General features: G+C 48.9%; 13 protein-coding genes. 9 read left to right on the top strand and 4 right to left on the bottom strand.

Features of this window, described 5'->3' with window-relative positions:
* The 4 genes from VLH40_02735 to VLH40_02750 all read right to left on the bottom strand — a co-directional run.
* Positions 1-702, bottom strand: a 702-nt coding sequence (locus tag VLH40_02735) for a radical SAM protein (protein HSV30925.1), incomplete at its 3' end; no start/stop codon positions are given.
* A gap of 224 nt (positions 703-926) precedes the next feature.
* Positions 927-1,532 (bottom strand): uracil-DNA glycosylase, encoded by a 606-nt coding sequence (locus VLH40_02740; protein HSV30926.1) that lies wholly within the window; start codon positions 1,530-1,532, stop codon positions 927-929.
* A 156-nt stretch (positions 1,533-1,688) separates the two neighbouring features.
* Positions 1,689-2,534 carry a hypothetical protein gene (locus VLH40_02745; protein ID HSV30927.1) on the bottom strand — a complete coding sequence of 282 codons (846 nt, stop codon included), beginning with the start codon at positions 2,532-2,534 and terminating at the stop codon, positions 1,689-1,691.
* A 22-nt stretch (positions 2,535-2,556) separates the two neighbouring features.
* Positions 2,557-3,177 (bottom strand): metallophosphoesterase, encoded by a 621-nt coding sequence (locus VLH40_02750; GenBank protein HSV30928.1) that lies wholly within the window; start codon positions 3,175-3,177, stop codon positions 2,557-2,559.
* A 342-nt stretch (positions 3,178-3,519) separates the two neighbouring features.
* Here VLH40_02750 and VLH40_02755 point away from each other — a divergent pair, with 342 nt between their 5' ends.
* The 9 genes from VLH40_02755 to VLH40_02795 form a co-directional block, all read left to right on the top strand.
* Complete coding sequence (locus VLH40_02755; GenBank protein ID HSV30929.1) at positions 3,520-5,094, top strand: R3H domain-containing nucleic acid-binding protein; 1,575 nt, start codon at positions 3,520-3,522, stop codon at positions 5,092-5,094.
* The gene (gene tmk, locus VLH40_02760) at positions 5,078-5,758 is read left to right on the top strand and encodes a dTMP kinase (protein HSV30930.1); all 681 of its coding nucleotides are present in this window, start codon (positions 5,078-5,080) and stop codon (positions 5,756-5,758) included. Before VLH40_02755 ends, tmk begins: the two co-directional genes overlap by 17 nt.
* The gene (locus VLH40_02765; GenBank protein ID HSV30931.1) at positions 5,751-6,092 is read left to right on the top strand and encodes a cyclic-di-AMP receptor; all 342 of its coding nucleotides are present in this window, start codon (positions 5,751-5,753) and stop codon (positions 6,090-6,092) included. Before tmk ends, VLH40_02765 begins: the two co-directional genes overlap by 8 nt.
* 7 nt (positions 6,093-6,099) lie before the next feature.
* Positions 6,100-7,425 (top strand): DNA polymerase III subunit, encoded by a 1,326-nt coding sequence (locus VLH40_02770; GenBank protein HSV30932.1) that lies wholly within the window; start codon positions 6,100-6,102, stop codon positions 7,423-7,425.
* Positions 7,426-7,482: 57 nt separating this feature from the next.
* Positions 7,483-8,277 carry a regulatory iron-sulfur-containing complex subunit RicT gene (gene ricT, locus VLH40_02775; GenBank protein ID HSV30933.1) on the top strand — a complete coding sequence of 265 codons (795 nt, stop codon included), beginning with the start codon at positions 7,483-7,485 and terminating at the stop codon, positions 8,275-8,277.
* Positions 8,278-8,357: 80 nt separating this feature from the next.
* Positions 8,358-8,969, top strand: a complete 612-nt coding sequence (locus VLH40_02780) for an RNA polymerase sigma factor (GenBank protein ID HSV30934.1) — start codon at positions 8,358-8,360, stop codon at positions 8,967-8,969.
* Between the two features lie 5 nt (positions 8,970-8,974).
* Complete coding sequence (locus VLH40_02785; GenBank protein HSV30935.1) at positions 8,975-9,454, top strand: zf-HC2 domain-containing protein; 480 nt, start codon at positions 8,975-8,977, stop codon at positions 9,452-9,454.
* Positions 9,455-9,461: 7 nt separating this feature from the next.
* Positions 9,462-10,415 carry a hypothetical protein gene (locus VLH40_02790; protein ID HSV30936.1) on the top strand — a complete coding sequence of 318 codons (954 nt, stop codon included), beginning with the start codon at positions 9,462-9,464 and terminating at the stop codon, positions 10,413-10,415.
* Between the two features lie 13 nt (positions 10,416-10,428).
* Positions 10,429-11,797, top strand: a 1,369-nt coding sequence (locus VLH40_02795) for a Do family serine endopeptidase (protein HSV30937.1), incomplete at its 3' end; no start/stop codon positions are given.

Below are 11,797 nucleotides of genomic sequence, written 5' to 3' on the forward strand. Positions count from 1 at the left end.
CATGACCTTGGCGAAAGCTCCTTTGCCGCGGCGGGCATCGGTTTCCTTCTCGTAGCCTTCCACACTGATCGCGGGGTACACGTTCCCCATGTGAGCCAGACGTTTTGCGGTATCTCGGTCGATCAGACTTCCATTGGTATAAATCTGGAATGATATGTCGGAATGTCTTTCGAATAAATCCAGATGTTCGCTTCGGAGAAACGGCTCGCCGCCGGAAATGGTTAAAAAATTCATCCCCATTTCCTTCGCTTCATTAAAAATCCGGTCCATCAATTCGATGGGCATATCGCTTTCTTTCCGGTATTCACCGGCATAGCACCCGTAACAGGTGAGATTGCAGCGCATGGTGGGACTGACCACGAAAAACAACGGTACCTGGCAACCCAATTCTTTTTCCAGGCGTTGTCGTTTGGGTACACCAAGCAGGATGCTCTTGACGATGAGGTTAACCATGAGTTTTTCCCGCACTGCCGGACTGGTCTCCTGGAAAACCCGCCGCGCTAAAACCACCTGTGGCCGTTGGTCTTGAAACATCTGCCGGAGACCGCGAGTCTGGTCGCGATAATATTCGATTGGGGTGAGCTTTTCTGCAAGATACGTCAACCTGATGATCGTCTCATCGGAAACGTTCCGTAAAGAACCGACAATGAGCCTGACGATTTGTTCAGTGGTGAATGCTTTGATGGAATCGAAGTAACTCATAGAGCGTGCCTCCTTTTGCATGCTGCCAGTCATTATATCACAACATCGTTTTTTCCCCGGTCCTCCAGCCGGCCACCTTCGGACCGGACGGCTCTGGATCAGGAGGACGTTTCCTTATAGGAGAAAGAAAAACACCATTATAAATGATAATACAATATCGATTGCTTGTTTCACAATGAATCAAGAGGTTTTTGTTCTATTTCCTTGGGTCAAAGGCGCACCGTTCAGGAATTGGCTTGAAAGAGATCGATCATTTTTCGCACCTCTTTTACATCCATCCAGGTTTGATAGCGGGGCATCCCCGGTTTTGGTGATTGATGACGTAAAAGAAAACTGGGATGAAACATTGGGAAAATTTTTTTTCCACCACGCCATTCGATTAAACGCCCTCGGATTTGGCTGATCGGTAGTTTCGATTCCAGGAGAAAATTGGTGGAAACACCGCCCAGGGTGACGATCAGTGTCGGGTTGATGATGGCGATTTGGGCTTCGAGATAGGGAAAACACATTCCCATTTCCTCTTCGTGAGGAACCCGGTTTCCTGGGGGGCGGCATTTTATCGTGTTGGCGATATAGACCTCTTCACGGGAGATCTTGACCGATGCAAGTATTTTAGTCAGAAGCTGGCCCGCTTTTCCAATAAAAGGCCTTCCGGTTGAATCCTCATCTTCACCTGGCGCCTCTCCGATGAACATGACTACAGCATCAGGATTGCCTTCTCCAAAAACAGTGAGTTTGCGCTCACGAGAAAGTGGGCACTTCGAACAAATCTTGACTTCATCGCGGATTTCGGCTAACAGTTTTTCTTTATTAATGGTTGGTATCGACAACACGGTTGTCTCCAGCATTCAATAACCAGGTTGAAACGAAGTACCGGCTAAGGGCTGATAACCCGTGTAACCCGGCAACATTGCACTGCGAGACTGTCTCCAATTTCATTGTTAACGTACTATTTTATTGTATCATATCTTCTTTCTTTCGAACAATCATGCAGGTGAACCGAACAGGGAATCCGGCCGCCTTTTTGGTAAATTCAGCTCTTTATGATCGGGAACGAAGCAAGCCGCCTTTCGCAGCGCCTCGACATTGTAAAGTGTCCAAAGATACAGGTCGGCGGGGGTTCGGTTTTTAAATCGAGACATCACGCCACTGGTTAGAATGACGGACAGCGCCTGCTGAAAGCAGGAGCGATACCATTCCTGCACGGCCTGCTCCCAAGGCATTGCACCAGGACAGGTTTCATGGGTGCTTTTATGGTTCAAAGAATCGGAACATTGAAAACTCTTGATCAGCCGGAGTATTTCCAAGTACCCTCCCGGTATGGTTAGCCGGATATCGGTAAGTCCGGTTTTCCGCTGGAACATTTTTTCTTCGAGGTGGAGAAAGTATTCCTCCGGGGATTTTGTCGAAGCGGTATCCGTGTCCTCCGGCAACTTGAGCTCAATCACCTCCGCGTCGATAAACCGCTGGCCGGCATGTTTTGCTGCGGAAATGCGATGATGGCCATCACGGATAAAAAAGTACGGTCCAACCTGGTAGAGAGAGACGAGAGGAAAGCCTTCGGAGCGCATCCGCAACTGGTTGACCCTCACCCACTTGGAGCGGCCAGATTTTTTCAGTGGCAGAAAGGTTCGGTCAAAATCCTCAAAACGGTTTTCACTGCCTACAATCTGGTCAATCTCTACAGTCCGATTGCCGGCATGGTGTTCGCCCCCGACACCGATCACTTCCTTGATTTCTCGGAAGGGGATAAGCCTGTTTTGGTGTTTATTGAGAGCTCCGGTCAATTTCTTGAAAAAGGCTTTACGATAAAGACGGTCAAACTGCTGCACCGATTCGAATCTCCTTTTTAAGTCACCCATGTCGATCACTCGCCAGATCCAGAATCCGGTAATTGTATCCGTTGATTACCGTCGTCAAGCCCAGTTGATCTTGATATGTCTGATTTCGGTCATACAAATGCGTATGACCATGTACGTGGTAAGACGGTTTGTATTTTTGTATCAGTTGAACAAAAGTTTTAAAACCACGGTGGGCAGGATCCATTCCCTCGTGTAGGCCGGCCGGCGGAGAATGGGAAACGAAGACATCTAGTTTTCGTTTGCGCCGGATCCCAGCCGCGGCCAATTTGGGAACCAGTTTCAGGTACTTCCAGTACATGCTCCGCTCGGTGTATTGGTGCAGGCCACCGTTATACCAGATCGATCCCTCGAGTCCGGCCAGAAACACGCCCTTGAAAAAAACCACCCGTTCATCGAGGTTGATCCCGCCGGCCAAACTCATTTTCCCTCCCGAAGGATCGTGGTTTCCATGGACAAAAAAGAGGGGGACATTTAAATTGCTGACGACAAAATCAAGATAATATTCCGGTAGATCTCCGCAGGAAACGACGCATGCCACGTCATAAAAACGGTCACGGCAGGAATTGCTGTATACAAGAGGATCCACACGGTCGCTGACGATTAAAAGCTTCATGATCATAGTGCTCCAAACAGTTGCCGAATCAAATGTTCCCATTGGTTCCATTTTTGACGCTCATACCTTAGTTTCTTCATTGCCGGTAGTTCTCCTAGCCTGAGTCGAAAAACCCTCTTCATGAAGAGTATAGTCAACATTGAACGCTGAGGAAAGCCTGGGGCTATTTGAAAATAATCGATTTGGCGGCACGGGTTTTTTCCTCTATAATATGCGGGGAGAGAATGTGTCTTTGTTTCCCGTTCTTTGATCAACGAGTCGCTGGAAAGGAAAGCAGGCTCGTCGGGCAAATGACCTAAAAATGCCGCCCTACCAGCGGTAATCGATAGAGAAAGGATATTTATGAGCGAAAGCCTGCGTGTTGGTGTGGTCGACAATCTGGATAACTTGTTTGCGGTCATGCCTGATTTTGTCCGTAAACCGCTTGAAGAAAAAGAAAACAGCGAAGACCTGATCGAAGTGATCGTTGATTTGGGACGTCCCCCCGAAGTCCGGTACGACAAAGGGTTCAGCTTTCTTTCCGAACGGCTCATCGAGAGGGAGGACATCGATTATATTGTTCAGCGTGTCGGGGTGTTTACCCGAGATAACCGGGCTGGGATGGAGAGGACCCTCCACCGGATTTCATGTATCCGAAACCGGTTGGGTGCCGTCGTGGGCTTGACACTCCGGGTGGGAAGAGCCGTCTACGGAACAATTGACATCGTTCGCGATGTTATCGTTTCGGGAAAGAATATTTTGTTGCTTGGTCCTCCGGGAGTTGGAAAGACTACCAAACTTCGGGAAATAGCCAGGGTTTTAAGCGATGAATTTCAAAGGAGGGTGGTAGTGGTTGATACTTCCAATGAGATTGCCGGTGACGGAGATATTCCTCATCCGGCGATAGGAAGAGCGAGAAGAATGCAGGTCTCTTCCCCGGAGCGTCAGCATGACGTAATGATAGAAGCGGTGGAGAATCATATGCCCGAGGTAATTATCGTTGACGAAATCGGTCGTGAAGAAGAAGCCCGTGCCTGCCGGACGATCGCTGAACGGGGAGTTCAGCTGGTTGCGACCGCTCATGGCAATACGTTGAAAAACCTTCTTTTGAATCCCACTCTCACCGACTTGGTCGGAGGGATTCAGTCGGTTATTCTCGGTGATGAGGAGGCGAAAAGGCGGGGGTCCCAAAAAGCGATTCTTGAACGCAAAACACTTCCGACCTTTGATATTGTTGTTGAACTCAGGGAACGTGATACTCTGGCTGTCTACCGGGATACTGCTCAAGCTGTGGATGTTCTGCTTCGTGGGTATGATCCCCGGCCGGAGGTTCGCAAGAAAACCCGTGACGGTGCCATCGAAGTCCTAACACAACCGCAACTGGAAATGTATTCTATAAAAGAAGAACCGTTCCAGGAACCTGTGGCCTTGGAATATCTGGAAGGGCGTATGCTTCGGGTATATTTGTTCGCCATCAGTAAAAACTTTGTTCAGCGGGCCATTGGACAGTGGCGGGTTCCTCTGGAAATTGTCGAGGATCTGAACAAAACCGATATCGTTCTGACCCTGAAAAGTCGCTACCGTAAACGGATCAGCAAAATTAAAGATGCGGAGGGACGGGGGATGCCGGTTCACGTTATCCGGAGCAACACCTATGTCCAGGTGCTGCGCTTCGTACAGGACTTGTTCGGACTGGGGAGCCGGGAACTGGGCGACGGCGAGAGCGAAGAAACCGGACTTTTGGAGGCTGAACGAGCGGCCAGACAGGTATTGCGGGCTGGGACGTCGACGGAATTAACACCGCGCAACGCCTTTGTGCGCAGGATGCAGCATAAGATCGCTGAACGTTACCGTCTTTTTTCACAAAGCATCGGTGAAGAGCCGTTCCGGCGGGTGGTGATCTATCCGCGGGTCATTGAAGATGGTCAGAACAATTGACCGGGGATTTTTTGTAACCCTTGAGGGCATCGAAGGTTGCGGGAAATCATCTCATTCCCGTCGCCTGTGGAAACGCCTTGTGGAATTTGGCTATCCCGGTGTCCTCACGCATGAACCGGGAGGAACCCCGGTTGGCGAAGCCATTCGGAAGATTGTTCTCGATCCGTCAACCGGGGAGATTGATCCACTGACTGAAGTTTTTCTCTTTGAAGCCGCTCGGCGCGAACACGTTGTAAAAGTAATACGACCCGCCCTGGAAAGAGGGAACATTGTGCTCTGTGTCCGATTTACCGATTCAACACTGGCCTATCAGGGTTTTGGCAGAGGATTGCCTCATGATGTTTTGGAAAATCTGAACAGAACAGCGACCGAAAACCTGATTCCCGATCTCACTTTATTTCTGGATGTAGAACCAGAAGAGGGTCTCAGGCGCTCCCTTAGACATACCGATGATGTTGAGCTAAGGTTCGAAAGAGAATTTTTATCCAGGTGTGGGCTGTTGGAAAAGATCAGGGAAGGCTTTTACGAGCTTTGCCGCCGGTACCCGGAGAGGTTTGTAAGAATTTCGACCATGGAGGAACGGGATTGTGTTTTCCAAGAGATAATCGATGTGGTAGTTAAGAGGATCATGATCAAACAAGGGGGAAACGGAAGCCATGGATAACGTGACGGCTTTATATGTCTGCGTGGTGCGCGACCTGGACGCTGCCCGGTTGATGGACGCCCTGCGGGAAGAAAATCTGCCGTTTACCAAGCTGGCCTCGACAGGAGGGTTTCTCCGGGAAGGAAATACAACGTTTTTAATCGGAGTCGCTGAAGGAAGAAGGAAAGACGTCCTGGAAATTATCAGAAAAACCTGCGCTCAGAGGGAAGAAATCGTCGAATCAACCATGCCGATCAACGAACCGATTGGGCCCTATGTTCCTCAAACGGTGAAAGTCGTAAGGGGCGGAGGCGTGCTCTTCGAAGTACCCATTAACCGGTACGAAAGGTTTTAGTCCAGCGATGGCGTGGCGAGATGTCTGTGGTCATGATTTTCCAAAGTTGTTTATAGGCAAGCTCTTGACTTCTGGCCGACTGGGACATGCCTTCCTTTTCTCCGGCCCTTCGGGGTGTGGTAAAACGACATTCGCCTTGGAAACGGCCTCGTTTTTCAATTGCTCAAAGCGGGGTTCTGAAGGAGCCTGTGGAGGATGCATGGCCTGTTTATTGATCAAAGCGGGAACCCATCCCGATGTCATGCGTGTTACACCGAAAGATGGCTATCTACGTATTGATGATGTCCGGTCTTTTATCCACTGGATGTCTTTGCAGCGGATGCTGTCTCCCTACCGGTTCGGCATTCTGTCCGGTGTGGAGTTGATGACTGAAGAAGCGGCAAATTGTATTTTAAAAAGCCTGGAAGAGCCCCCTCCAGCAAGCCTGATCCTGATGATCACCACTCGTCCGGAAAATCTGCTTCCTACCTTGCTTTCCCGTTGTCGCCAGATTGTTTTCTCATATCCCTCTTCGGAGGAGATTAATAAATACCTTTCTGACATAAAGGGAGTCGCGTCGCATACGGCGGAGATTCTCTCTCGGGAAGCGGCTGGGAAAATTGGCGATGCGCTCAAGTTGCAAGAGGCGTTTCAGTCAATGAAGGAGTCCTTCCTTGAGATCAAGAGCGATCTCTTGTCGATCCTTGACGCCGAGGGAGATAAAACTCTCAAGGAAATAGAGGAGTCAATCCGGGAAATCGATCAGATAGTGATGCAGGGGAACCCGTTTGGCCTCGAACGCGAGAGCGGGCAGAAAGCTCTGCATAATATTCTGAAATGGCAGGAGAGCCTGCCTATAAATAAGCAAACAGTTTCCAGGAAGAATGCAATGCACCGTTTAAGCGAGCTGATTGAGCAGGTCAAACCGATCAAGTACCGGATGATTGAATTTTGGAGGAAACTTATCGGGACGGATCATGTGCTCACGTTCGGTAAATGGCTCCGGGGACAACGGGAAAAAGATGTGTCTCTTCCGGATTGGGTCCTTGGTGAATTGGTACCTCTCTTATCCTGTTTGGAGTCTTATACGCGAGATGTGATTCTCTATCGGTTACTGGGACCGGACAGTCATCAGTCACTGTGTTTTCCGGACCTGGAGAGTGAATTGGCACAGGATGCCGAACGCTTTGACCTGTCTACTCTCACCACTCTCATTGCCCAAATCGAATCCTACACCGAGAGACTTTCTGACAATCCTCAACTGGATATACAATCTATCCATTTTTTGTTGTCTGTGAGAACTTTATTGTCTAGTGAAAACTGGACAGATACTGATAAAAATCTGTTAGAATGAAATACTTTCAAAATAAAAACCTTACTTCGATAAAATCGTTTTGAGAGGAGCGCTGCAATGCGCCATGCGGTAGGAATAAAGTTCGAAAACAATTTGAAAAGCTATTGTTTTGATCCACGTCAGCTTGAACTTCGTTCGGGCTGCCTTTGTGTGGTTGAAACTTCTTTTGGAATGGAAATCGGTGTTGTGGTCAAAGAACCATATCCATACCGGGAAAAAGCGAACTTAAAACCGGTTCTTCGATTGTTGAACAATGTGGACATTCATCAAGCGGAAGCAAACCGGGAGAAGGAAAAGGTCGCCTTTCAGGTGGCTCGGGAAAAAATTGCTGAACATAAATTGACCATGAAGCTTTTAAAAGCGCATTATACTCTTGACCGGGGTCGTCTTTTTTTTTACTTCGGATCGGAAGAACGAGTTGACTTTAGAAATCTGGTCAAAGACCTGGCCTCGATATTTCGTACACGGATCGAATTGCGGCAACTGGGAGTTAGAGATGAGGCCGGCATGATTGGCGGGTGTGGAATCTGCGGGCGTTGCCTGTGTTGCAGCACATTTCTGATGAATTTTGAACCGATATCGATCAAGATGGCCAAGGAGCAGAACTTGACCTTAAATTCAGCTAAAATATCGGGGGTCTGTGGCAGGCTGATGTGCTGTCTGTCCTACGAGTACCCGCAATACCGCAGGCTTGTTCACTGTCTTCCCAAGAAAGGCAGCAAAGTCCTGACTCCGAAAGGTTTGGGAAAGATTTTGGAAGTGAACATCTTCAAAGATACTATCCAACTCCAATTAGAGGAAGGCAAGGAAATCAGCGTGTCTCCCGAAGAGTATCACCGGTTTTTCCTTTAAGATAGGAACTATTTTCTTGTTACGAAGTAAGTAATGTGTATCGTGATTCATGCTATTCGAAAACGGGAAGGAGCAGGCAAATGATTCAGACGGAAAGCAAGGGACTTCCCTGGTACCAGGGTTTGACTTTCGAAGAGGAAAGAGTTTGGTTTGAAAAACAAGTTCTTTCCTGTGAAAAAGATATAATTCGCTTTGCCTGTTATTTGAGTGGCAATCTTGACCGGGCTCGAGACCTCTACCAGGAAACAATGCTTCGGGCCTTCAAATACCGCCGGAGCTTTGATAGCCGATATCCTTTGCAGAACTGGATATATGCCATTTTATTGAATATCTATCGGCATCAGTACAAGAAGGAGAAATTGCTGAAAACGTTTCTTCCATGGAAAACCAACGATGGGGAAGATGAAGAAAATATTCTCGATTATATCGAAGCCAAAGAGGATGGTCCGGAAGAAAAGGCGATCAAGAACCAGATGATGGTCGACCTGGAAAAGTCCATTCAGGAACTACCGCTGAAAATGCGTGAAGTGATCTTGGCCTGTGATGTTATGGGGCACTCCTACGAAGAAACCAGTGAAATAATCGGGTGTCCGTTGGGGACGGTTCGATCCCGACTTCACCGCGCCCGCCGTCAGGTCAAAAAGACGATGGAAGAGATCTACGGGAAAGGTTTCCTGACGACTTGGAGATGAACAAAATGGAGTGTGACTGGGTAAAAAACAATCTTTCCGGTTTTCTTGACGAAGAGTTGGCAGAGGACGACCGAAAAGTGATTCGTAATCACCTTCTTCAATGCCGGGATTGTGAAGAGGAGCTGGTTGGAATAAGGCGGCTGAAAGAGATCCTGGGTACTATGAAGCGGGAGGTTCCGGAGGAGGTGCGTCGTTCGGTTCGCCTCAACTTGGAAGCATTGCGTTTCGGCCTCATAGTTTCGCATATCCGGGAGTTCGTCTTGATCGTGGCTGCGACGCTGGGTGTTCTGCTTCTGCTTTTATTTCTTCTGCCTCGGTATCAGGCCACCCGGGAGATTGCCATCCGTTTTATCGAGCCCTATGAAAATTTGCATCGGAGCCTCAGCGGTCAGCAGTTTGAACCGGCATACAATCACCGATTGTTTGAAATCAACACCGTTGACTATCCGGTATCCCGAATTAATCTCCCTCCCGGGAAAGATTGATTCTTTTATGAGAAAATTTGTTTCACTGGTTGCCGGTGGTCTTGTTTTGTGTTGTTTTCTTGCAGTGGTTCCTTCTTCAAACGGCCGGGTTTTGAGTCCCGACGAGGTGTCTTTCTTCCTGGAAAACGTGATCGAAAAAACCACCCCAAATGACTTCTGGGGGATATGGCGGACTCGTAATTTTCAAAAAAACCGGGATACTTTCTATGAGATGGCCTATTTGAAAAACAGCGGGTTCGTATGGAAAAATTTGAGCGAAGAAAACCTGGTCATCGTGGGAACCGATAACTACCGCTTTGTTTATGATGTGGCGGAACAAATTGTGGTGACCATGATGCCCGGCTTTGAAATACCCTTTTTGCCGGTTCTCGAAGACAATATCGATTTATTTCAGAAAAATTACCTGTTGGAATTCCAGGACAATCAGGTGTTGATTTTGAGTCGCGATGCGGAGGCGGTAGTGCGCTCTTTTTCTCTCGACGATCGGGGAGCCCTGACTTCTCAGACTTATTTCGGATCCGATGGGCGTGCCCTCAAAGAGGGGCGATTTCTGTACCGTGATTTTACCCCGGATTTTGAACAGATCGCCCTTGCGGTCGAAGCCATGGAGAAGTGTCTCGCCAAATTGTCGGCGATCCCCCAGGAAGAGGTACGTAGAGATAAAATTCTCAGGCCCCAGATTTTACCACCGGGTTACCGGCTGGCCCGAGTGTTTAAGGTCAGAGGAGACGAGGGAGAAGTTTTCCAGTCGCTTTTCAGTGATGGAATCAATTTTTTTTCCATTTTTCAGAGAGTCTATCCTCAGGTCCTCTCCCAATCTCGGCCGGTGAATTCTATCGTTTTCAGGAAAGAAGGTGATTTGTCAATTCTGGCGGGTGAAATACGGGGATTTTTTGTCACACTGATCGGCAATCTGGATCCGGAAATCATCAATGAAATATTTAATTCTCTGAACTTTTAAGGAGGCTGGTAACATGAACATACGCAAAGTCCCATTTTTATTTATATTGGTGTTCTTTTCTATGTTGACGATTTTCTCGCTGACGACGGGAGTTGGCGCTACGGTACTTCCTGAAGCTGCGCACTTGGTTGCCGATATCGCTGAACAGGTCAGCCCTTCAGTTGTGTATATCGATACGGTGCGTTACCGAACAACCCGGTTCAGATCACCACTTAGTCCTTTCTTCGACGATCCGTTTTTCCGCCGGTTTTTCGATGTCCCCCAAGAAGAAGCGCCACGGCGGATACCCCAGCGTGGGCTCGGTTCCGGGTTCATCTTTCGGGAGGATGGTTATATCATAACCAATCACCACGTCATTCAGGATGCTGAAGAAATCAACGTTACGCTCCTGGACGGACGGCTATATACCGGGCGGGTAATCGGTGCCGATCCCCTCACTGACCTCGCTGTAGTGAAGATCGACTCGGACGAAACGCTACCCACCGTAACTTTGGGAGATTCCGATGCCACCCGGGTTGGTGAATCGGTGATCGCAATCGGAAACCCCTTTGGCCTTTCCCACTCGGTTACCACGGGCGTTCTCAGCGCCAAAGGACGGCCGATCACCGCCGGGGATACCGGACGGGAGTATGAAAACTTCCTCCAGACCGACGCGGCCATTAATCCGGGAAACAGCGGAGGACCCCTCTTGAATCTCCAGGGGGAAGTTATCGGGATCAACACGGCAATTATTCCTTTTGCTCAAGGTGTTGGGTTTGCCATACCCATCAATATGGCTAAGGCGCTTCTTGATGATTTGATCGAAGTCGGAAGAGTAATCAGAGCTTGGCTGGGCGTTTTTATTCAGGATGTAACCCCCCAAATCGCTGAACAATTTGGTCTTGAAGAAGCAAGAGGTGCCCTGATCTCGGACGTGAGTCCCGAAAGCCCGGCTGCTATGGCGGGTATCCAACGGGGGGACATCATCCTGAGGATCGACGATGTTCTTATTGACAGTGTCTGGGCCCTGCAGCAGACCATAAGAGACCATAGGCCTGGGAACCGGGTGACTATCGAATTATGGCGCGATAAGACACTGCTTAATTTTGAGGTGGTGCTTGAAGAGTTGGAGCAGGAAATCGCTCTCCCGCCTGTGGTGGAACCGATGGTTAATTTGGGCCTCGAAATAGCCGCAATTACTCCGGAATTGGTCAATCAATTTGCGTTACAAGTTAACCTGGGGTTAGTGGTTGTATCGATTCAGCCGGGCGGGCCAGCCGAAGCAGTAGGTCTCGCTCCGGGGGACATCCTCCTTGAAGTCAACCGGCAAACAGTTCAGACGCTTGATGAGTGGCGTGAAGCGCTGACGGGCATAGCCCCCGGCGATACCATCCTACTCCTGA

The sequence above is a fragment of the Atribacteraceae bacterium genome (assembly GCA_035477455.1).
Lineage (GTDB): Bacteria > Atribacterota > Atribacteria > Atribacterales > Atribacteraceae > DATIKP01.

Excerpts from the sequence above, each read along its gene's own strand:
- VLH40_02765 (HSV30931.1), top strand. The coding sequence starts at position 5,751 with ATGGATAACGTGACGGCTTTATATGTCTGCGTGGTGCGCGACCTGGAC.
- VLH40_02780 (HSV30934.1), top strand. The coding sequence starts at position 8,358 with ATGATTCAGACGGAAAGCAAGGGACTTCCCTGGTACCAGGGTTTGACT.
- VLH40_02790 (HSV30936.1), top strand. The coding sequence starts at position 9,462 with ATGAGAAAATTTGTTTCACTGGTTGCCGGTGGTCTTGTTTTGTGTTGT.
- VLH40_02770 (HSV30932.1), top strand. The coding sequence starts at position 6,100 with ATGGCGTGGCGAGATGTCTGTGGTCATGATTTTCCAAAGTTGTTTATA.
- VLH40_02750 (HSV30928.1), bottom strand. The coding sequence starts at position 3,177 with ATGAAGCTTTTAATCGTCAGCGACCGTGTGGATCCTCTTGTATACAGC.
- tmk (HSV30930.1), top strand. The coding sequence starts at position 5,078 with ATGGTCAGAACAATTGACCGGGGATTTTTTGTAACCCTTGAGGGCATC.
- VLH40_02755 (HSV30929.1), top strand. The coding sequence starts at position 3,520 with ATGAGCGAAAGCCTGCGTGTTGGTGTGGTCGACAATCTGGATAACTTG.
- VLH40_02785 (HSV30935.1), top strand. The coding sequence starts at position 8,975 with ATGGAGTGTGACTGGGTAAAAAACAATCTTTCCGGTTTTCTTGACGAA.
- ricT (HSV30933.1), top strand. The coding sequence starts at position 7,483 with ATGCGCCATGCGGTAGGAATAAAGTTCGAAAACAATTTGAAAAGCTAT.